Raw genomic sequence first — 21,599 nt, 5'->3', positions numbered from 1 at the left:
TCACTTCCCCCGAAGATTTCCGATAACATCTGCCGCTGCCCTGGCCAGACGAAAGCGGTCCGCCGCCTCTGACGGGCTTCTGCCGCGAAATTGTCCCGCGATTGAGCGAACCGACTCTGCACCGGCTCGAAAGACCTCAAAGGACAGCAAAATCCCTCCCGCGATCAAAAGCAGCGAAATCGAGATAATCAGCGAAGCTTCTATCGTGTATGCGGCAGGTACCCATAGATCATCCTTGTATTTCATTTCCTCTTCTGCTCCTCTCAGAATCCTGACAGCGATCCTGTCCCATATCCCATATCTCAGCTTTTTCTCTTGATTCAAGCCCTGCGCAGACCTGATACAGGACTCTATTTGCACTTCCTGAATCCTTTTTTGATGTCTTTTGTTTGTTGCCTTTTGTTCACTGTCCTTTGCTCACTGTCCCTTATTCCCTGTAAAGACGCTGTAAGCAAAAGAAATGACCTTATTGGAAAAGGCTCAGCTCAAAAGGCCAGGAAGGATCCTGCAGAACACTTCTATGACCAGGCCTGTCAGACTCAAAACAGGAGCAAAGGGGAGCGCGTAATTTCGCAGTCGATTCCCTCTCTCCTTCCCTCTTCCCATCCGCCAGGCAAAAAGGCCCAGGCCTGCCGCCGCAAGCGAAGCAAACCAGAAGATCAGCAGGGCCTCTCCAAATCCCAGCGCTGTTCCGAGAAGCGCCACCAGAAGTGCATCCCCCATACCGATCGCATTCCGACTCAGAATCGAGACCAGAATGAGTAAAAGTCCCAGGAGAAGCCCTCCTCCCACTTCCCAGACCGTCAATTTCCCCATCAGGAGATTCCCTGCCCCTGCAAGAAAAATCCCCGCCGCAGGAAGTGGCCAGAAAATCCGCCGATAGCGCAGATCCTGCCAGGAAGCTATGGCAAGAATGAGACCAAGCAGAAGATACCGCGCGAGTATGTATTTCCCTTCCATAGTCCTCCTTCTTCCCTTTCCTCACCAGGACGATCTACACACCAGGATGATCAGCGGCCTTGCTTATTTCGCAAATCCTGCAGCTCCTGCCTATCTCGCAGACCCTGCAGCCCCTGTCCCTCTCTAAGCTCCTGCGGCTCCTGCCTATCTCGCAGACCCTGCAGCTCCTGTCCCTCTCTAAGCTCCTGCGGCTCCTGCCTATCTCACAGCTCCCGCAGTCTCCGCCTCGGTCCCACTCTGCCCCGCACAACGAGGACAGGCATGATAGCCCCGCGCTAGGGCCTCTGAAAGAGATATATGACTGACATGCCGTCTCAGGGCCGGACTGTCCAGGCGATCGTGATAGACCAGCCCGTCCTCTGTGATATAAAAGATTTGATTTTCCTCCTCCTTCCCGATATGCTTGGGGCAGGAGGGACCCGGCTTATATTTTGCCCCGGCATCATTTCTCGCCTTGGACAGATCCTTTCCCAAAATCGAGTGAATCCGCGGATTCAAGTAAACGCAGGCGGGATCCCTGTGGTAGGCGACGCCGCTGGCTGTCACATAAACCATCTCCCCTGTCTCTTTTTTCTCCATAGGATCCCAGCCTGTCCAGCGCCGTTGGCTTGCGGTCGCTGTCATCCTGGCTTCCCTTTGTCCCAGGAGCGGAATCGGCAGAGCTATCTGATACTCAGCCACAGCGCAAATTTCTCTCTCGTCGATCCGGCTTTTCGCATAGGAAATTCCCAGCCATTTGCCCCGAATCAGCCCGGGATTGACCCCCTTTTTCAGCAAATCGGCCTCTGTCAGAGCACCGATCTCCAGGGCGTTTTCCCCCTTCCCGGGGAGAAGGGCCATCTGTCTGGTCGCCTGGCGAAGAGAGGTCTGTATCTGAAATTGCAGAGTAAAGATCTGGATGAGGCAGATAGCCATGGCCATAGCCGCGATAAAAAGGGGAAGAAGGATGCTGGCCTCAAGGGTATAGGACGCAGAAAGTCTGGTCTTCCCCCGTCGACAGCGAAAGCCCCCTTCGCTCCTGTCTGTATCTTCCGTGAAGGTGTGTCGAGGTGCCTCTATATGGAACAAATGATGTGATTTTGAATGAGCTGGTCGATGACACGATCTTATGAAAAGAGAGATTTTTGAATTTAGGGTGAATAGGGTTCTGAAATGATTCCATAACAGATGTAGAGACACCTCGACACACCTCCTTTCTTCTTTATTTCATAGAGCAAACGCTAAATATAGGCCAACATTCCATGAATTTCATATGCAGAACAGTCTTCTATGAATCCCGGATGCGGGGTATCTTCCATAAGGCCAAAATATACAGTGTGATTTCAGATTCCTGCCAGCCGCTCACAAAAGACTTACTGATAGGCGCAAGTCTCCTCATACTCCCTCTGATACCAGGGAAGCATGGTCTTCTTCGGAAGAATCTGAAAATACGTTTTGGCCTCATACCCATAGTGCATATTCAGTCCGCAAATCATATGATCCATCCGTGTCCCCCCATATGCCTCCTCCTGCCGAATGCTGGCCTCCATCAGATCCATCGCCCTTAAAGCGAGATCTCCACTGTCCGCGAGCAAGAGCAGGGCCATCAGATACATCTCATAGCTAATCCCTGCGGAAGACTCTCTGGCTTTGACTGTCGTGTCCAGATAGGTCGGAAACTCATAGATATCACTGGTCCACTCCGCCGGGCTTTTAAGAAGCGCGGCCTTTCCCCCGGTCAGAACCAGGCGGATATCCAGAATACTCTCCAGATAGGCCCAGGCCGCGACAATTCCTCCCTTGACCAATTGCAGGACTGCCGGATTTAACGTCGCTCCCGCCAAAAGCACTGCCAGCTCTTCAACCTGCGCCATCCGGGCCGGATCTCCCAGGAGACACCTGCAGTTATCCAACTCGCGAAGGGCCAGCAGCCGAAGCACCATAGCCTCCAGGTTCCGCTTGTCGCTCTCTTTCCCACAGAGGATGTACTCCATCTCATAAGAGAGGGCATGCCCCTTCCCCTGCTCCTTTCCGAAGCGGGAGAAATGATCCCGCAGGTAGAGGCGAAAAAGCCCCTGATCTTTCAGGTCTGTCTCTATCTTCTCCTCAGAGGTCCCCTGGAGCCTCTTCCTCTTCGACGGACAGTCCTTCCCGTCCGGCAGGCTCGCCTCTGACAACTTATTGTCCGGAGGCAGAACCTGGGCGAGAATCGCCTTGCTCTTCCACTCCAGGGCAGTCCGTATCGGATTCGCCTTTGGCTTTCTTCCATTGGACGGGGAACGCTCTTTTTCTCCTGATTCCGCCTGATCCCCGCTCTTTTCTTCGCTTTTCTTCTCTGAGATATCCGGGCTGTCTCTTGCCGATTTTCCCTCTTCCCTCTTCTCTTTTTGCACTTGCTCCAGGGCCCCTTGCCCCTCCTGCAGCATGGATGAAAGATCACGCTTATCAGACGTGGACTCTGCTCCCCGGACATAGTCTATGATTCGGTCAATGCCGGTCTGTCCCAGCTGACCAACCTCCTGTCGCGCCGCCTGACGAATGAAGGGTCCTGCCCTCTGATCCGTCAGCAGCTGATAGGAGCGTATCGCGCAAGAGGTCAGACTGGTCTGATAGAGCGTGTCCCCCAGTTCTTCCTCCAGGCGAACCCGAAGTCTCTGCTCCAGCTCTGACGGGTCAAACCGGTCTTGTCCATATCCGGCATCCATCCCGAGAATCCCATACTCCTCCCAGAGGATCCGATTGTATTCCCCCAGGGCTCCTTCTGTCGCATAAGTCGATAACTGCTTCTGCCCGGCGACAAGGCCCAGGAGATGAACTCCCTCCGCAAGAGTCAGCAAAAGAGTCATAATCAGCATCAAGATCAGGCTCAGGAAAACCGTCACGGAGGCAGTCAGCCAATAAGACTCCTGCTCTGCTGGGTAATGGTCTTCCAGATATTGTTGACCAGATTTGTAATCTGCTTCTGAAAAATAATGACAATCCCGATCAGGACCACCAGAATCAGGATGATCTCCACCGTGCCGATTCCCTCTTCCTCCCATATAAATTCTCTTCCTTTTTCTCGTAACCAATCCATTCTTCTACCTCCTCATAAGTGTATAAACAGGGCCGGAGCCAGCAGGATCATCAGAACTACCGCCAGCAATCCCACCATCGGGATCAGAAGCCTGGTTGACGCTTCATCCCCGAGCTTCTTGCAGCGCAGGCGGCCGGCCTCTTCGGCCCTCTGTTTCTCCTCCTCAAACAGCTCTGCCAATCGCCTGTTCCCTCTCTGCAGATTCTGTATCAGCAGCATGGAGAGCTTGCGATAGGACGCCGTCGGACACAGACCGGGCCAGTCTTCATAGGCCTGTCTCTCAGATATCCCCTCTTTCATGCGCCGAACCAGAAGAGAGAGCGCCTCATACCCCTCATGACCGGTCTGCCCTTGCTTCTTTCGCTCTTCGTAGGCCGCGCTGATCCGTTCCAGCGCGTTTTTCACTGTGACCCCGGCCGAAAGATATAGGGCGATTTCACTGATGATCGACGGATAATCCCGATCCGCGTTTTCCCTCCGCCTTTTAACGGCCTCCATCCGGCTTTTCTTCTGCGCGAAGAGCATCAGAAGGGCTCCTGTAAATCCAAGCGCGAGGAGCTTCTCTCCGCGCCAGGAATAGGGACGCATCCAGCGGATGGCCTCTCCTCTGAAATCCTGCTCGGGCAGATCCATCTTCTGCTTTTGCCGGTCCGTTTTCTCTCTTCCCTCCAGGGCCCTTTTGATCCTGCTCCGATACCCCTCTTTGCTGTCGGCGGGATAAGCCCTGGCCAGAAATCGGATGGTCTCCTCCCGGCGGCTGCTTCCGCAGATATAGACCAGATTCGCTGCAATCAGCTGATCCTCCGATAAAAGATCCCGATGGAACCGGCCGTTCTGCTCAAGAATCCCCTCCGGCTGCATGCTCCAGTGAAGGGCAACCTGGCCCTTTTGCAGGCTCTGCGGAAAACGAAGATCCCTGTCAATCACGCGGATATCAGCTTTATCTCCTTCCCCCTGGCTCCTGTTACTCAAGCCCTCTGTCTCCTCTTTTTCCTTCCCCCCGCCTGCCTTTGCCCTTTCTTCCCCGGCTTTCGGATCCGGACTCTCCTCGGACAGAGCCTCTGTATTCTCTCTCAGAAAGTCTGCCAGCTCCGTCCTCGCCGCTGTGATCTTGTCTTCTGCCTCCCGGGCGCTCATCTCCCGCTCTTCTAGGGTCAGCTGATAGCGAATTTCTCCCTCCCTCGTCCCGGCAATCAGTGATTCTTCCCGTCCGGCCTCCCCGTTCTCCGGCCGGACCAGGTCACTGACAAGTCTGCCTGCCGGCAGAAGCTCTGTCCCCGAGAGAATAAGAGCTGCAAGTTCCGCCCCCAGAAGCATCCGGCAGATCTTCTTCGGGTATGTCTTGCCATGGCGTCTGCGATTTTGCAAATAGAGGATGCTTCCCAGCAGAACGATAAGACTGATCATCTCTCCCTCCCTTCCCCGTCTTCCATCTCTTCATGATCTTCCTTGATCCAACCAGGCCCCGTTTAGATCCTCCTCTCTTTAGACCTGCATCACCCGGTAAATGATCCTCTCCCCCAGAAGAAACATTCCCAGGTAAAGTCCCAGGCAAAGACTCATCATAATTGTCCCCAGAGGAGGCCTGTAAAGCGGCTCTAGATAGGCTCCCGCGGTCAGGCGAACATAGAGCAATACCGCCAGCGGCATAACCGACATGACTCTCTGTTCATACTCTTTTGCCGCGAGATTGGCTGCCATCTCTTCCTTCAGCTCAATCCTCGCCGCAATGGAGCGGGCGCTTCTCTCCAGAAAGCGGCTGTAATCCCCGCCCAGCCGCCTGGCAAAGGCCATCAGGTCTGCCAGATTCACCGCCTCCTCATAGCCCAGTTCCCGGGCCATCTCCACAAGTCCTTCCTCCAGTGGCATCTGCAGTCGGATACGGGCGGACAGCTTTTGGGCCGCTGTCAAAAGGGGGCTGTCCGCCGGAGTGATTTTCCCCAGCTCCTTCTCGGCAAGGCGGAAGGCATTTTCCGCGGAATAACCGTTGCGAAGGGCAGCCACCAGCAGTTTGAGATAGTCCTGAAACTCTCTGAGGAAAATCCCGTACCCTCTCTGCTCCCGCCGTTTCCTCAGGTAGGGACCAAGCCCCAGATAAATGGGGATGACCAAAAGAAGGGCCAGGGGACTGCTGTAGAAGAGCCATGCCAAAAGCAGGGCCATGGCGCAGCTGATCAGCACCCGCTTCCTTCTGTCATTCCCGCCCGCTGCAGTTTTCCCCTTCTCTGCAGAGCATTGACGCGTTTCCATTGTCCTCTCACCTCCTCTCCAGCATCCGCCTCATAGCGGTAGAGACAAGAGAGCTTTACCTGCCCTTCTTCCATGCCCAAAACCTCGTTGATCTCCAGAAGCTTACGGCTTCCATCCCGCAGTCGTCCCAGATGGATGAAGATGTCGATCCCCGACGCGATCTGACTTAAAATTGCCGGCACGGGCAGAGAGACGTTCCCCATCAAAACCATCGTCACCAGCCGGGAGACCATATCCGCAGTCGAATTCGCGTGTCCCGTCCCCAGCGTTCCATCGTGCCCGGTATTGGCCGCCTGGAGCATCTCCAGGGCCTCGCTTCCCCTGCACTCCCCGACAATGATCCGATCCGGCCGCATCCGAAGAGCAGTCCTGACCAGTTCCCTAATACTCACCTCAAGGTTCCCGTCCATGCCGGCCTCCCGGGCTTCCAGTCGAACCAGGTTGTCGATCCCGGTCAGCCGCAGCTCTGCGGAATCCTCGATGGTAACCACGCGCTCTGATCCGGGGATAAACTCCGACAGGGCATTCAGAAAAGTGGTCTTGCCGCTCCCCGTCCCCCCGGAAATGAAGATGTTGTAACCGGCCCTCACAAGGTCTGCCAGAAAATCCCTGATCTCCTCGGAAATCGAACCCAGCTCCAGCAGCTGATCCATCCCAATCCCTTTCCTGGGAAAGCGGCGAATCGACACCATGATTCCATCCACGGCGACCGGAGGCAGGACAATGTGAATTCTGGAGCCGTCCTTCCATCGGGTATCCGCAATCGGCCTGGACTCATTCACCAATGTGTTCGTCGATGCGACCATCTGCTGAACCAGGTCCGCCAGCTTCTCCTCCGAGGAAAAATGCCTGTTCAGCCTTCGAATCTTTCCGCGCTCCTCCAGGAAAATATTCTCATGCCCGTTGATCATAATCTCTGTAATGGTGTCTTCCTCCAACAGATCCTGTAAGATATCCAGCTTGCGCATGGAGTTAAAGAGCTCCCGCTCCATCTGAAGCCGGTCTTCCAAATCCATGGGATGATCCCTGGCATACTCTACCAGGATCTCCCGTATGACCCGGCAAATCTCCTGATCGCTCTTCCTCTGATCCGCACAGGATTCCTGCAAATGCTCCAGAACCTTGTCATGCAGTGTCTCGCGAACTTCATCCCACACTTCGGCACGCATGCTCTTCCTCCCAGCGATACTTCTGGCTCACGACATAATTGCCCAGGTTTCCCGCTTCGATTTCCTCCAGGCTGAAGTTCCATTCCCCCCGGCTTCCCAGAGAAAGCGGCAAATCCATCGTCTCCAGCTCCAGATGCCGAAACTGCCTGCGAAGAGCCCCCTCCGTCCGCGCTGTCAGCCGCCGATAATAGGGCTCCTGCTTGCTCAAGAGAAACATCTTTCTGCAGTGATCCAGCATGAGCTGGGCCCCCTGATGGAAAGAATCATAGAGCAATACAATCCGAGCCCCTGTCTCCTGCAAATCGCCCAGAACCATCTGCCACTGGTCAGGACTGATTCTTCCCAGCTCTGTCGGGCTGTCCACCGGCGGCATGATTGCCAGTGCCCCGTCATATATCAGAAAATCTGCAAGTTTTCCATCGTCTGTGCTTTGCAGATACAGATAATCCGTCAGTGTCCCCCTCCATTTGCAGGAAAGGAGTTCCCCGAGCCTGGAATTCTCCTCCAGATCCATGAGGATAACCGGTCCCTCCTGCGCCAGGGACCGACACATGAGCAGGGTAAATGCCAGGAGCAAATCATGGTGCATGGGAGAGTATACCGCCCAGAAAGAGTTCCGGTCCCTCCCCTCGCAGACCTTCTCTTTGCCTGAGGCAGCAAGCAGCTCCCCGGTATAAGCGCCCATGACCCCGTCAGAAGCTTCGTGCAGCCGCAGGGAACCCGGATACTTGACTCTTCCCAGCAAGTTCACAAGAAAGTCCATGGGCTGATACTTCTCCATCTCATCTACTCCGAACATCCCCTGCCCCTTTTCTTCGGTCAGCTGCAGAAGAGATCCCGTTTTGCGGCGTATCTCTCCCAGCAATCCCGCCTCCTGCGCAATCGCAAGATATTCCTTTCCCAGAATGGTCAGATCAAAATCTGTCCAATCCAACTGACGGATCTCTTCCTCAAAGGCCAGAGGCTCTGTGAATGTCCGAATTCCGTACTCCTCCTGCCGGCCCATCAGAAAGTTGACAAGGGCCGCCACATAGGCTCCGTCGCTGTCCGCAATCAAAATCTGTATCTGACTCATACTCCCCCCAATTCATTTTCTTTCGCCTGCCGGGGCCTGTCCGGCAGTCATTTTCTCTTCTAGACATTGATCAGGCGCGCGAGATCCGCCACAAGTCGCCAACCCAGACAGACTAAAAAACCATTGCAGATGCAGATCGTAAAATGTACCCTCGTCTGCAGGTCTCTTCCCTCCGCAAGCGGATGACCTGACCACAGGAGATGGCACAGGGTCTCGATTCCTCTGCCGCTTGTTCGCATTCTCCTTAAAAGACTCATAAGCCCGAGCAAGGCTCCCTGTCCAAGCGCGATTCCCAGCATTGGCCGGTAAAGGTCAGCCGGTAAGAGTCCTGCCAGAAGAGCTAGTAATTTCACATCCCCCGCTCCCAGCGCTCCAAGGAGAAAGAAGATCGCGAGAAACAGTCCTGCCGCCAGCATAGGCAAAAGCATGTCCCGGGCGACCGACAAAAGATATTCTCCGCCCATGTCCGACCAGACCGGATCAAACATGCCGATTCCTCTCCGACCGCCGCGCTCAATGCCGATATACCAGGGATCTGCGACCTGCCAGGCATAGCTGACAAGGCCGAGAAATCCGCCCATCAGCAAGAGCCGGTTGGGAATCCTTCCGCTCCTCAAATCCTCTCCCAGAGCCAGGGCAAGCAGAGCAGATCCCAATATCAATCGCAGGCACATGCCGACCTCCCCCTGTCTTTTCTTCTTATCTTCCTCCTCATCCGCTTTTGCCCCGGTCTGATCCCACTTCATTCATCTCTCCTCACCTCCCTCTTATCGGTCCCGCAGCTGCCTTTCTCTTGTGTCCAAAAATATAGCAGGCCCCCTTTTTGTCTTCCATATCGTTTGACGAAAGATTCTTTTCTGTTGATTTGTACGAATTGTTTTTCTGTGCAGAGACGACAAAAAAGTGACTGTCCATCTGTCTACTTTGGATAGTCACTTTCTCTTATGTCTATAGAATTGATCTTACTTGGCTCTATTTTATCTGGGCTTCGGACGAGATTTCCTCCACAATTGACAGATCCCGGGATATCGTCCTGTCAATATAGACAAATGTTGATACATCTGTGGATCGTCTGTGGAAAGCCCCTTGATATCCTCTCTTTTTCTGTGTATAACCGGGATATTTTTGTTATTGTGCGGAAATTGTCTGGTCTATAAGTCCCGCCTTCCATCCAGGGCCCGGAGCAGAGTCACCTCGTCAATATACTCCAGGTCTCCACCGACCGGAACTCCGGAGGCAATTCTGGTCACACGGATTCCGGTTGGCTTGATCAGCTTACTGATATACATGGCCGTCGCCTCTCCCTCCAGAGAGGAATTCGTCGCAATAATCACCTCTTCCACATCCTCTTTCTGCAGGCGGACAAAGAGCTCCTTCATGCGGATATCCGCCGGTCCGATCCCCTGCATGGGTGAGATCGCCCCGTGCAGCACATGATAAACGCCTTCGTATTTCCCCGTCTTCTCATAGGCCGCCAGATCGCGGGTGGACTCCACCACCATGATCTGCCTGTGGTTGCGCCTGTCTGAGGCACAGATGGGACAGATCTCCTGATCGGTCAATGTAAAGCACTCCTTGCAAAAGCGGACATTGGCCCGGGCGTCCATCAGGCTTTTCCCCAGCTGATCCACCTCTTCTTTTGGCATGCGCAGAATGTGGAAAGCCAGTCTCTGGGCGGATTTAGAGCCGATGCCCGGCAGCCTGGAGAGCGCCCCGATCAGCTGGCTGATTTCTCTGCTGTAGTATTCCATGAACGCCTCTGATCAGATTCCAAAGCCGCCGGTAAAGCGGGACATGGACTGCTGCGAGAAGGAATCCACCTGCTTTAAGCCCTCATTGACAGCTGCCAGTATCAGATCCTGCAGCATCTCCACATCCTCGGGATCCACTACATCCCTGTCAATTTCTATGCTCTTCAGCTCTCTCTTCCCGCTGACAACGACACTGACCGCGCCGCCGCCGGCTGTCGCGGTGAAATCCCTCTCCTCCAGATCTGCCTGGGCCTGCTCCATCTGCTTTTGCATCTTCTGGGCCTGCTTCATCAGGTTATTCATGTTGCCGCCGCCGGGAAAACCGCCGCCTCTTCTTGCCATTGTGTCCTCCAATCCAGGATCTTAAAATCCTTTGAAACGCTTGTTTTAAAAGTCTTCTTCGACGAGTTCGACCCCGGCCGTTTTGGCAAAATAGTCAATCGCGTCGGTATACATCTGCTCCTTAGGTCTGCGGTCCTCATTGCCGACCACCTTGACCCTGACCTCCTTGCCGGTGGTCTCGGCCAGGACTTGCCGCAATTCCTCCATGGTCTTAGCCTGCGTCACCTTCTTTCTGGCCAGGTTCTGATCAGGCGCCTCCACATCATAGACTAAAAGGAGCTCTCCCTCCTCGGAGACGGAGACCAGGGCCTTGCTCAGCATGGAAGCCAGCATGCGATCCTCCATGGCCGCTATCAGCTTCTTCCAGCTGCCTGCCAGCTGCCTGACCTCCTCCGGGACAGCCGCCGGCAGGTTCTTTTTTGCTGCCCTGACAGGGGCCTCCTGCGTCTGGCCGCTCATCTGACCGCCGGCATCCGATCTCTTCCCCTCAGACGCTTGCGCGGGGATTCCTTCCTCCAGCTTCTCCTCCAGAGTCGTCAGCCGGTCAATCAGGGAATCATAGGAGGTCTCCATCTGGGGCTTACAGAGCTTGATCACAGCGATTTCGATCAGGATTCGCTTCTGACTAGCATAGCGGATCTGGCTGGAGAGATCGCTCAAGATACGAATATAGCGCATGAGGATCTCATCCTCAACCATCTGCGCCTCCTCCTTCAGCAGGACCAGGTTGTCACTGGAGATGTCCAGGGCGTCTTCCATATGATCCCCGCTCTTTAACAGGAGCAGATTGCGCAGATACCAGGTGAAATCATTGACGAACTGGACCGGCTCTCTTCCCTCCGCGATAATCTCCCCGATCATGCGGATCGACTCCGTGACGTCTCTGTCAATGATCGCCCGCAGGAGGCGGCTGAAGACCTCCGTATCCACCGCTCCCAGGACCTTGAGCGTGTCGTCATAGGTCAGCTTCTGCCCGAGGTAGAAGGCGATGCACTGATCCATAAGGGAGAGGGCATCCCGCATGGATCCGTCCGCTGCCCTGGCGATATAATCCACCGCCTTGTCCTCAACTGCCAGCCCCTCTTCATCCATGAGCTGACGCAACCGGCCCCCTATGGTCTCCGCGCTGATCCGATGGAAATCATAGCGCTGGCAGCGAGAGAGGATCGTGATGGGAATCTTGTTGACCTCCGTAGTTGCCAGGATAAAAATGACATACTCCGGCGGCTCCTCCAGGGTCTTTAAGAGGGCATTATATGCCCCGGGAGAGAGCATGTGAACCTCATCGATGATGTAGACCTTATAGCGGCCCTCCGTCGGCGGATAGGCCACCTCCTCGATGATCTCCCGAATATTGTTCACACCGTTATTGGAAGCCGCGTCGATCTCGATGACATTCATCGAACTTCCGGCATTAATGGCCTTACAAATACGGCATTCCCCGCAGGGACTGCCGTCAACGGGATGCTGGCAGTTGACCGCCCTGGCCAGGATCTTGGCGACGGTCGTCTTGCCTGTTCCACGGGTTCCCGTGAAGAGATAGGCGTGGCCGATGCGGTCGTTCTTCAGCTGATTCTTCAGAGTTGTAACAATGTGATCCTGTCCCTTGACGTCTTCGAAGGTCTGGGGGCGGAATTTGCGATAGAGCGCCTGATAGGCCATGCCGGCTTCTCCTTTCCCTGTATTTTCCGCAAACAACCTGGAACACTTATTATAGATGATGAGAGGCTATGGCACAAACCATACGCTTCGTACATATTCCTTTATCATGAATCCTCGGCTTCTTTGCAAGCGCTTCTCCTCTTGCTTTCCCCTCAATTCACCTGCTCGCCTGATAGATGGCCAGCATATCCTTCTCGCTCAGCTTTCTGGCGGAGTCAATGGCGCTGCCGCCTCCAACTGCCAGAATGAAGTCAACTCCCTCTCTTCTGCAGAGCTCAATTCCCTGATAGACCAGTCCCAACCTCGGATTTGGCACAGCACCGCCCAGACTCACGTAGGAAATCCCCGACGAATCCAACTGATCCTTCACCTTCTGCAGGAGACCGGAGCGGATGACACTGCCTCCTCCATAGTGAATGAGCAGCTTCTTTCCGCCGAACTCCCAAACCAGATCGGTAAGCTGCTCCTCGGTATTCCTTCCAAAGACAACCTTAGTCGGCGCATAAAACTTAAAATGATACATAAAAACCTCCTGACTTATGTGCCGTGGCGACACCTCGCGAACTCACCTGCCAGCGCGAAGGCGTCTTAAAAATCACGCCTGGTCTCAAGAAGATTTTACAACTGAAAGCTAACGTTAACGCAAGAATTATAATAAAAAGTATGCCTTCTTCCGCACGCTCTCCCGGTATGATATGACAGCCGCGGAGAATCCGGTTCGCCGGCATTCTGATTGTTATAAAAAGATCCCCGGGCGCTCTGTTCGCAAACACCCGGGAACTTCCGCATACAACGCTCTATTGTTGATTTTTCAGGCCGATCATTCCAGCCCTTGACGAAGCCAAGGACTGAAATGCTCTCTGCCGTGATTTTCATCGGCCCATCAGGAAGCTCTCTCCTTCTTCTTCGCCTCTCTGGCCTGTTTTAAGACCATGTCCTTAACCTTCATCAGGCGAACCTGAGTAGACCTCTCATTCTCGTCCAGCTTCATGGAAATGGTCCTGATATTCTCCTGCGCCTCCGGAATAATAACATGCTCTAAGGCATTGACCCTCCGTCTGGTGCGCTCGATCTCGGCCGCCATCAGCTGACAGGCCTTCTCCCGCTCCGCCAGGCGAAGCATATCCTCCGTCAGATCCGCCAATTCTCTGACCGCCGAATCCAGTTCCCCGGAAGTAAAGGCGAAGCCATAGGCGTAGATGTCATTGGGATCGCTGGTGCGCATGTCGATCTCATATTGGGGAATATCGACAGACATGACGTTTCGCCTGGAGCTCTTTAAGCAGATCTCCTGCTTGGGAGCCATCAGAGCCTCCTTGAGAAGCTCCTCCGACATCCCCGCCCTGGCTAAGACCAGGCCGGCATTGGCCTTTTTGATCCCCTCTTCCACCTTCAGGCGCAGATCCATATTCTCACGTACCTGGTCCAAAAATTCCCGCATCAGCTCGTCTCTCTTGTCCTTGAGCAGGCGATGGCCCTTGATGGCAGTCGCAAGCTTCTGCTTCTGCCGGGTCAGCTCCATTCGCGTGGGATTCACATTCGTTCCCGCCATCTGTTTATCCTTCCTCAATCCACTCCGAGGAGCGGCCCCGTCTGATGAGATGCGCACTCCGCCGGTGGAATCCCCGGCGACCCTACTTCTCGTAATACTTATCCAACATATCGTCGCTGATTCGCTTGAGCTCTGACCTTGGGAGCAGGCGCAGCAAATCCCAGCCCAGATCCAGGGTCTCCTCAATGGACCGGTCGGTCTGATACCCCTGGGAAATGTACCTGCTCTCGAATTCATCCGCGAACCTGGCATAGAGCAGGTCCATCTCTGTCAGGGCCGCCTCGCCCAGAATCACCATCAGTTCCTTGGCGTCCTTGCCTCTGGCATAAGCGGCAAAGAGCTGGTTCATCGTCGCCGCGTGGTCCTCACGGGTCTTGTCGGCTCCGATTCCCTTGTCCTTCAGACGGGACAGGGAGGGCATGACATCCACAGGGGGGGTAATTCCCCTGCGGTAGAGATCACGGCTCAAAATAATCTGTCCCTCCGTGATATACCCGGTCAGATCGGGAATGGGATGAGTCTTGTCATCCTCCGGCATGGACAGGATGGGAATCATGGTGATGGATCCCTTGTGTCCCCTCAGGCGGCCGGCTCTCTCATACATGGTCGCCAGGTCCGTGTACATGTAACCGGGGTAACCACGGCGGCCGGGAACCTCCTTGCGGGCCGCGGATACCTCGCGCAGGGCGTCCGCGTAGTTGGTGATATCCGTCATGATGACAAGGACATGCATGTCCTTCTCAAAAGCCAGATATTCCGCGGCAGTCAGGGCCATACGGGGGGTGGAAATACGCTCGACGGCCGGGTCATTGGCCAGATTGACAAAGAGAACCGTCCGGTCAATGGCTCCGGTCTGCCGGAAGGACTCCTGGAAGAAGTTAGCCTCCTCGAAGGTGATTCCCATCGCGGCGAAGACAACAGCAAAGGGCTCGTCGGTCCCGCGGACCCTGGCCTGACGGGCAATCTGAGCCGCCAGCTGCGCATGGGGAAGACCGGAAGCCGAGAAGATGGGCAGCTTCTGTCCGCGAACCAGGGTGTTTAGGCCGTCGATGGATGAGACCCCGGTCTGAATGAACTCCGATGGGTACTGACGGGCCGCCGGATTCATGGGCAGACCGTTGATGTCCATCCTCTTCTCCGGAAGGATCTGCGGCCCGTCGTCGATGGTCCGCCCCATACCGTCGAAGACGCGGCCCAGCATATCCTCGGACACGCCAAGCTCCAGAGACTTGCCCAGAAAGCGAACCTTGGAATTGGACAGGTTGATTCCGGTTGCGGTCTCAAAGAGCTGTACCAGGGCATTTGACCCGTCGATCTCCAAAACCTTGCAGCGGCGGATGCTTCCGTCCGCCAGCTCAATCTCGCCCATTTCATTATAGCTGACGCCTGATACCCCCTGTACCAGCATCAGAGGTCCGGCGACTTCCTCTATCGTGCGATATTCCTTCGCCATAATTTAGTCCTCCTTGTCCTGGGTCAGCGTGGCGATCTCGGTGGCCAGAGCCTCCTGAACCGAGCTGTACTCCTCCGCGATATCGCTCTCCTTCGTATACTTGAAGCGGCCGATCCGCTCGCGGACCTGCATGCTGACAATATCTTCAATATTGGCTCCGGCCTTCAAGGCCTTGCTCCCCTCCTCGTAGAAGGCGTATACCAGCTTCATCATGTCGTACTGCTTGGGCAGAGAGGTATAGGTGTCGATCTCATCGAAGGAATTCTGGTGCAGGAAGTCCTCGCGGATACTTCTGGCCGCCTCCATCTTCAGGCGGTCCTGGGGCGAGAGGGCATCCATCCCGACCATCTTTACGATCTCATTGAGCGAGGCCTCCTCTGTCAAAAGGGACATCAGATTCTGCCGGACCTGCATCCAGTCCGACTTGACGTTCTCATTGAACCAGGGCTCCATATCATCCAAGTAGTTGGAGTAGGAATTCAGCCAGTTGATGGCCGGGAAATGTCTCTGATAGGCCAGGTTTGCGTCCAGTCCCCAGAAGACCTTGACAATGCGCAGGGTCGCCTGGGAGACAGGCTCGGAAATATCTCCTCCCGGAGGAGACACGGCTCCGATGGCGGACAGCTGTCCCTCGCGTCCCTCGCTGCCGAGAGAAATCACCCGGCCGGCCCGCTCGTAGAACTGAGCCAGACGGGATCCCAGATAAGCGGGATAGCCCTCCTCACCCGGCATTTCCTCCAGGCGCCCGGACATCTCGCGCAGGGCCTCTGCCCAGCGGGAGGTGGAATCCGCCATCAGGGCGACAGAGTAACCCATATCGCGGAAGTACTCCGCGATGGTAATTCCCGTGTAGATCGAAGCCTCTCGCGCCGCAACGGGCATATCAGACGTGTTGGCGATCAGAACGGTCCTCTTCATCAGGGACTCCCCGGTCTTTGGGTCAACCAGTTCGGGGAACTCGTTTAAAACGTCTGTCATCTCATTTCCGCGCTCACCACAGCCGATATAGACCACAATATCCGCCTCGGCCCACTTGGCCAGCTGGTGCTGGGTGACGGTCTTGCCGGAGCCGAAGGGGCCGGGGATCGCTGCCACACCGCCCTTGGCAATGGGGAAGAAGGCGTCGATAACCCGCTGTCCCGTCACCAGAGGCATATTGGGAGCCAGCTTCCTGGCATAGGGGCGCTGACGGCGGACAGGCCATTTCTGAACCATGGTTACATCCACGTCTCCCGCGTCCGTCTCAATGACCGCGATCGTCTCCCGGATGGTGTGCTGTCCGGACTCAATGCGCTTGATCCTCCCGGAAAGGCGGTAGGGAACCATGATCTTCTGCGTGACGACCGCCGTCTCCTCAACCGTGCCGATGATATCGCCGGCCTCCACCTCGTCTCCTACAGAGACCGTCGGGACAAAATCCCAGACCTTCTCCTCGTCCAGAGCAGGTACCTGTACCCCCCGGTGGAGGAGATCAGACCCGGACAGCTCCCTGATCTTGTTGAGGGGACGCTGAATCCCATCGTAGATAGAGCCGATCAGACCCGGCCCCAGATCGACCGACATGGGCATCCCGGTCGACTCCACAGGCTGGCCGGGGCCAAGTCCCTGGGTCTCCTCATATACCTGAATGGAGGCCTCGTCTCCATGCATCTCAATGATCTCTCCGATCAGATGCTCATCGCTGACGCGAACCACGTCAGACATGTTGGCATCGCGCATCCCGGTCGCGATAACCAGAGGTCCCGCAACCTTCTTGATCACTCCAGTGCTCATCGCACGCCTCGCTTTCCTGTCTTAATCCTGGGAGAAGAGAATGTCGCTTCCGACCGCCTGCTCCACAGACCTCTTCACCGCGTCGACACCGACTTTTGTATCCCCGCTGATCCCGGGAATCGGAACGATCGCCGGGCTGACTCTCTCTCTGTATTCTTCGATTGTCTCTGCAAGCTCCAGACAGACCGCCTCGGTGATGTAGATGATGCCATACCCGCTCTGGGCAAGCCTGCGCAGGGTGCCTGCAGGATCCTCGTCCTCATCCGTGGGAAAGAGCTCCATTCCCAGGGCCCCGAAGCCGTAAATGCTGTCGTAATCTCCCATGACCGCTATCTTATCCATACATCTCACGCACCCTTCCGCGAATTGCCTCCTCCGGGAAACCATTGGCCTTGGCCGTCAGCAGAATGCGAACGCTCTTGATCTCATTCTCCTTAGCCAGATAATAGGCCACAAGAGGGCCGACCGAAATGGTATTGGTCTTCTGGGGCTTCAATATCTCGATCAGGCGATTGTCGCACCAGCGGTCAAACGCCGACGGACCCTCCTCAATCGCGTCCGCGGCCTGTCCGTATCCCGCGCCCCTCAGGAAAGTAAGAAGTTCCTCACTCCCCCGGCTGGCCGCGTCGGCCAGAGCAGAGACCGAAATACTGTCGCATTCTGCCAGCCCCTCCCTGAGGAAGCGAAGGCTCTTTCCCGTCCTGGCCGCCCGGTAGGCAATGCGGATGTCCGTCACAGCGACGGTCATCTCCTCGTATGCCCGGATCAGGCTGCTGCCGTTCTTTCGGCCGATCTCCATCATGGCATCCAGGCAGGCCCGGTCAACCATCAGATCACAGATCTGTCCGTCCTGGGTAGACGCCATGGTCTCAAAGGCCTCCGCGGCGACATCCTGCATATCCTCCGGGAGCGCCCGGTAGTCCTTCTCCCGAAGCAGCTCAAGGAGTCTCTCTCTGCCAAAATCCTCTAATTCGTAGTAGGCCCCTGCCACACGGACCTCTGTGCAGAGTTCCTTAATCGCGGCCTTTAAGTTGTGAAAGTAACGGGGATAGGTCAGGATCCGAAAGATCTCCGGATCCACCTTGAGCTCCCGCATCAGGTCCAGGGTCTTCGACGCTTCCGCCGCCAGAAGACGGTCGGGATCCTGCTGGTTCCCGTCGCCCCAGCCCCTGTCCAGAAGGTAGGCCACGACCGCAGGCACATCTTTCAGACTGATCATGGCGCTGATGTCATCGTCACTGAGCAAATGCTTCTCCAGCACGCGGATTCTGGCTACCGCAAAGGTATATTCCACATCCCTCATAGACACTTACTCCTGCCACAGAATCGCGGAGACCGCGTCCTGCATCTGCTCATACCGCTCCGCGAAAATCGCCTTCAGCGTACAGTTCTCGTCAATTCCTCCGAAATCAAGGACAAAACCGTTGGCGACCGACGCGTCAGCCGCAATCGTCAGGTCGGCTCCCGCTTCCCCTGCCCTCTTCTCAATCGACCTCCTGACCTCCTTTGGCATGCGTTCCAGATCCCTCTGAGAGAAGCAGATCCTCCCCTTCTCCGGACGGATATGGGCGTCCAGAAGAGAGAGCACCATCTGCCAGTAGGACTCCTGGTCTTCATTGGCCAGCTGATCGTAAGCTTCCGCAATCAGGCCTGAGACCGCATCCTGTTTTCGGCGAAGGATTTCCTGTCTTCTGAGCATCTCCTGCCTCGACGCCAGGCGAACCTGTCCCGCCGCTCTGATGCGCTCACAATCTCCCTCCGCCAGCCTGCGGATCGCATCCAGCTCTTCTACGGATTCTGCCGCCAGCTTCTTTGCGTCCGCCCTGGCATCCTCGATCAGGGCATCGGCCGCAGCCTGCGCCTCCTGCAGGATTTCAGATTGAATATTATCAATTCCTGCCATAGCTACTCCTGTCTTTACTCTGTCAAGCAACGGAAGATACGCTCTTCCTGCATTTCATTGCCATAAGCGATGGAATATTCGCCTGGCGAGGCCCTCTCTCATGAGCAATCGAATGCGCTCTCTGCGGGGAATCCATTGTCATGAATGAAAAACCTGCTCAACCAATATTCGTAACCGCGAGGATAGAGACCAGAAGAGCCAGGATAGCGTAGGTCTCTACCATGGCGGGGAAGAGCATAGCCTTACCGAACTGATCCGGCTTCTTTGCTACTATGCCGATGGAGGCCACAGAGGTACGGCCCTGATGGTAGCCGGAGACAAGTCCCACAATGGCGATGGGAAGGCAGGCCGCCAGGTACAGAAGTCCCGTCCAGGTATCCGTAATGGCGCTGCCCCCCAGGACACCGATCCTTGTCAGCGTGATAAAGGTGACCAGAAGTCCATAGATACCCTGGGTACCGGGAAGGAGCTGCAGGAGCAGAACCTTGGCGAACTGATCCGGATCCTCCGCGACGACGCCTGCGGCCGCCTGACCGGCGAGACCTACGCCCCAGGCAGATCCCATGCCCGCCAGAATTGTTGCCAGAACCGCTCCGGTTAATGCAAATACCATTCCTAAACTCATCTCACTTGTCCTCCTTGATTTGAATGTACTTATACTGTCTGCCAAATGGCTGGAAGGCTCTTCCGCCTCCGTCGTAAAACTTACTGAAAAACTCGACGTATTGCAGTCGGTTGGTGTGAACATAAGCGCCCAGCAGGTTGATGCCGATGTTGAGGCTGTGGCCGAGGATAAAGACGACGGCAAAGAGAATCGGTCCGAGAGGACCTCCCCCCACCATACTGGCCATCAGGTTAATGACATTGGCGATGACGCCGGTCGCGAGCCCCAGAGCCAAAAGTCTCGAGTAGGAGAGCAAATCCGACAGCCAGCCGGTCACCCCATAGATGTCATAGGCCCCCAGGGCTATCCGAAGCGCCCAGTTCTTCTTGCTTCTTCCGCTCATGACAAGGATGATCAGGGCGCCTCCCCCCGCAAGAATTTTAGAGAATGCGACCAGCCAGGCAGGGAACTGATATGCCGTCCCCGCAATGGAGCCGTAGAGGTCACTCGGCAGAAGCATCAGCACCAGACCTGTCAGCATCATGAACCAGGACAGGATGTCCGAGATGAAGCCCACCACATCATGGGCCTTCAGGGTCTCATATCCCTTGATGGCCAGTCCGGTATAGAGATGAATCAGGCCGAAGAGCATGCACCAGATCAGAAGCCGCATGGGATCCTTCAGCGGCTCAAACCAAAGAGGCTTTAATATGGCGTCTCCCTGATAGCCGAAGAAGGTCGAAGCCACGGTATCTATGGCGTTTCCGAAGAATCCGCCGTACATAAAGCCCCAAAAGGTCGTTGACAGGCCGCACATGAAGAAGAGCTGCAGCATTCGCCTAAGTCCTTCCTCCAGGCGCCTGTGGCGGAGGAGGATGAGGCCTGTCCCCAGAGAGACCAGGATCCCGTATCCGGCATCGGACAACATCATTCCGAAGAAAATCACATAGAAAAAGGTCATGATTTTCGTCGGATCAAATCTGCCGTGCGTCGGCAGTCCGTAGGAAGCCAAAATGGGTTCGACGGGCCTGGCGATCCGGGGATTGTCGAGAACCGTGGGCTCCAGCTCGTCCTGATTCCGCTCTTCCCTCTGCACAAAAGCCCCGTACTTCTCACTTAAGAGCCTGGCAAGCGGCTCGGCCGACTGGTCTGTCACCCAGCCCTGCAAAAAGAAGATATGCCGGGTCTGCGGGATCTTCCCCAGAAGTTCATACTTGAGCGCGCGGCTGCGATAGTAATCCGCGCTGATGTAAAAGTCCCGGCGCAACGACCCGTAGGAGGCCATCTCCTTTTTGTTTTCTTCTATTTTTCTCTTCCGCCTCTCGATGGATTCCTCCAGGCTTTTGATCTTGTCCCCGGGGATCCGCCTGCAGCTGACCGCAGGACGGGCAAAGCCCATCTGGCGCATGTTTTCTGCCAGGGTCTCGCTGATCGATTTGGCGGCGATCAGGCAGACGTAGACCATCCGGTTCTCTCTGGCAAGAATATTGACATCGAGCGGAGCATCCGCCGGAAGATCCGCTGTCAACCCCGCGATCAGAGCCTCGTCGCTCTGGTCTTCGGGGAAGGTTCCGATAAAGACCTCCGTCTTCGCGGTTCCCCTGGTCGACATCGGAATATCCAGACTCATCCAGGGGGTCAGACCGCTGATCGTCGCCCGATCCTTGAGATTAGCCGCCCCAAGCTCATGAATCTCCTTCTCCAGGTCCACCAGCTTCTGGGCTTTGGTCAACAAGCCCGATGCCCGCGAGTCATGCGCCTGAAAATCACTGCGCGGGATCAGCTTTTTCTCGGAAAAGAGGGAGAGTCCGGCGTTTTTCTCCGGCGCGTACTCCTTGAGAAGCTTCAGCGCCATATCCAGGGTCTGCGCCGCCCGCTCAAAGTTATTGCGGGCCGCCTGGGTATCCATGCGCTCTAAATCGACGTCCTCAATCTGTTCCTCATGGAGCTCCATCAGCCCCATGTCCTGCAGCTGCTCGAGAATGGCTTTCCTGTGTTTCTTCGCGGCGGCGATGCTGATCTTTTGCATCTTCACAATCGCCATGGAACA

Annotated in this window: 21 protein-coding genes and 1 pseudogene; all 22 read right to left on the bottom strand. The window is 55.7% G+C overall.

The window, feature by feature from the left end:
* The 22 genes and pseudogenes from HMPREF1508_RS02780 to HMPREF1508_RS02675 all read right to left on the bottom strand — a co-directional run bounded on the left by HMPREF1508_RS02780 (position 1) and on the right by HMPREF1508_RS02675 (position 21,593).
* Positions 1-324 carry a hypothetical protein gene (locus HMPREF1508_RS02780; protein WP_006906814.1) on the bottom strand — a complete coding sequence of 108 codons (324 nt, stop codon included), beginning with the start codon at positions 322-324 and terminating at the stop codon, positions 1-3.
* Positions 325-480: 156 nt separating this feature from the next.
* The gene (locus tag HMPREF1508_RS02775; RefSeq protein ID WP_044959222.1) at positions 481-960 is read right to left on the bottom strand and encodes a prepilin peptidase; all 480 of its coding nucleotides are present in this window, start codon (positions 958-960) and stop codon (positions 481-483) included.
* Between the two features lie 198 nt (positions 961-1,158).
* Positions 1,159-2,028 carry a hypothetical protein gene (locus tag HMPREF1508_RS02770; RefSeq protein ID WP_156923163.1) on the bottom strand — a complete coding sequence of 290 codons (870 nt, stop codon included), beginning with the start codon at positions 2,026-2,028 and terminating at the stop codon, positions 1,159-1,161.
* 284 nt (positions 2,029-2,312) lie between these two features.
* Positions 2,313-3,821, bottom strand: coding sequence for a DUF5702 domain-containing protein (locus HMPREF1508_RS02765; RefSeq protein WP_044959219.1), 1,509 nt, complete (start codon positions 3,819-3,821; stop codon positions 2,313-2,315).
* Positions 3,822-3,829: 8 nt separating this feature from the next.
* Entirely contained in the window at positions 3,830-4,015 is a 186-nt protein-coding gene (locus tag HMPREF1508_RS02760; RefSeq protein WP_006906820.1) for a Flp1 family type IVb pilin, read from the bottom strand.
* A 12-nt stretch (positions 4,016-4,027) separates the two neighbouring features.
* Entirely contained in the window at positions 4,028-5,422 is a 1,395-nt protein-coding gene (locus HMPREF1508_RS02755; protein ID WP_044959218.1) for a type II secretion system F family protein, read from the bottom strand.
* 78 nt (positions 5,423-5,500) lie between these two features.
* Entirely contained in the window at positions 5,501-6,196 is a 696-nt protein-coding gene (locus tag HMPREF1508_RS02750; RefSeq protein ID WP_044959217.1) for a type II secretion system F family protein, read from the bottom strand.
* On the bottom strand, positions 6,190-7,434 hold the full coding sequence (locus HMPREF1508_RS02745; protein WP_044959216.1) for a CpaF family protein: 1,245 nt from the start codon (positions 7,432-7,434) through the stop codon (positions 6,190-6,192). Before HMPREF1508_RS02745 ends, HMPREF1508_RS02750 begins: the two co-directional genes overlap by 7 nt.
* On the bottom strand, positions 7,412-8,509 hold the full coding sequence (locus HMPREF1508_RS02740) for a hypothetical protein (RefSeq protein WP_044959215.1): 1,098 nt from the start codon (positions 8,507-8,509) through the stop codon (positions 7,412-7,414). Before HMPREF1508_RS02740 ends, HMPREF1508_RS02745 begins: the two co-directional genes overlap by 23 nt.
* 59 nt (positions 8,510-8,568) lie before the next feature.
* Complete coding sequence (locus HMPREF1508_RS02735; protein ID WP_044959214.1) at positions 8,569-9,255, bottom strand: prepilin peptidase; 687 nt, start codon at positions 9,253-9,255, stop codon at positions 8,569-8,571.
* Positions 9,256-9,660: 405 nt separating this feature from the next.
* On the bottom strand, positions 9,661-10,260 hold the full coding sequence (gene recR, locus HMPREF1508_RS02730) for a recombination mediator RecR (protein ID WP_006906827.1): 600 nt from the start codon (positions 10,258-10,260) through the stop codon (positions 9,661-9,663).
* A gap of 12 nt (positions 10,261-10,272) precedes the next feature.
* Positions 10,273-10,602 carry a YbaB/EbfC family nucleoid-associated protein gene (locus HMPREF1508_RS02725; RefSeq protein ID WP_044959213.1) on the bottom strand — a complete coding sequence of 110 codons (330 nt, stop codon included), beginning with the start codon at positions 10,600-10,602 and terminating at the stop codon, positions 10,273-10,275.
* A gap of 45 nt (positions 10,603-10,647) precedes the next feature.
* The gene (gene dnaX, locus HMPREF1508_RS02720; protein WP_044959211.1) at positions 10,648-12,264 is read right to left on the bottom strand and encodes a DNA polymerase III subunit gamma/tau; all 1,617 of its coding nucleotides are present in this window, start codon (positions 12,262-12,264) and stop codon (positions 10,648-10,650) included.
* 160 nt (positions 12,265-12,424) lie between these two features.
* Positions 12,425-12,787: pseudogene (locus tag HMPREF1508_RS02715) on the bottom strand (iron-containing alcohol dehydrogenase); the annotation flags it as partial.
* A gap of 360 nt (positions 12,788-13,147) precedes the next feature.
* On the bottom strand, positions 13,148-13,816 hold the full coding sequence (locus HMPREF1508_RS02710) for a V-type ATP synthase subunit D (RefSeq protein WP_044959206.1): 669 nt from the start codon (positions 13,814-13,816) through the stop codon (positions 13,148-13,150).
* An 82-nt stretch (positions 13,817-13,898) separates the two neighbouring features.
* Positions 13,899-15,269, bottom strand: coding sequence for a V-type ATP synthase subunit B (locus HMPREF1508_RS02705; protein ID WP_006906833.1), 1,371 nt, complete (start codon positions 15,267-15,269; stop codon positions 13,899-13,901).
* Between the two features lie 3 nt (positions 15,270-15,272).
* Positions 15,273-17,042, bottom strand: coding sequence for a V-type ATP synthase subunit A (locus tag HMPREF1508_RS02700; protein WP_044959204.1), 1,770 nt, complete (start codon positions 17,040-17,042; stop codon positions 15,273-15,275).
* A gap of 21 nt (positions 17,043-17,063) precedes the next feature.
* Entirely contained in the window at positions 17,064-17,384 is a 321-nt protein-coding gene (locus tag HMPREF1508_RS02695) for a V-type ATP synthase subunit F (protein WP_044959202.1), read from the bottom strand.
* Positions 17,377-18,345: a V0D/AC39 family V-type ATPase subunit gene (locus tag HMPREF1508_RS02690; RefSeq protein ID WP_044959200.1), complete on the bottom strand. Its 969-nt coding sequence runs from the start codon at positions 18,343-18,345 to the stop codon at positions 17,377-17,379. Before HMPREF1508_RS02690 ends, HMPREF1508_RS02695 begins: the two co-directional genes overlap by 8 nt.
* Before the next feature lie 6 nt (positions 18,346-18,351).
* Positions 18,352-18,945 (bottom strand): V-type ATP synthase subunit E, encoded by a 594-nt coding sequence (locus HMPREF1508_RS02685; RefSeq protein WP_044959198.1) that lies wholly within the window; start codon positions 18,943-18,945, stop codon positions 18,352-18,354.
* A gap of 157 nt (positions 18,946-19,102) precedes the next feature.
* Entirely contained in the window at positions 19,103-19,570 is a 468-nt protein-coding gene (locus HMPREF1508_RS02680; protein WP_044959196.1) for a V-type ATP synthase subunit K, read from the bottom strand.
* Position 19,571: 1 nt separating this feature from the next.
* Positions 19,572-21,593 (bottom strand): V-type ATP synthase subunit I, encoded by a 2,022-nt coding sequence (locus HMPREF1508_RS02675; protein WP_044959193.1) that lies wholly within the window; start codon positions 21,591-21,593, stop codon positions 19,572-19,574.
* Between the last annotated feature and the right edge of the window lie 6 nt (positions 21,594-21,599).

The organism is Shuttleworthella sp. MSX8B, from assembly GCF_000524295.1.
Taxonomy (GTDB): Bacteria; Bacillota; Clostridia; order Lachnospirales; family Lachnospiraceae; genus Shuttleworthia; species Shuttleworthia satelles.
Note: the sequence above shows the minus strand (reverse complement) of the source record. Positions and strands in the feature narration are given on the sequence as shown.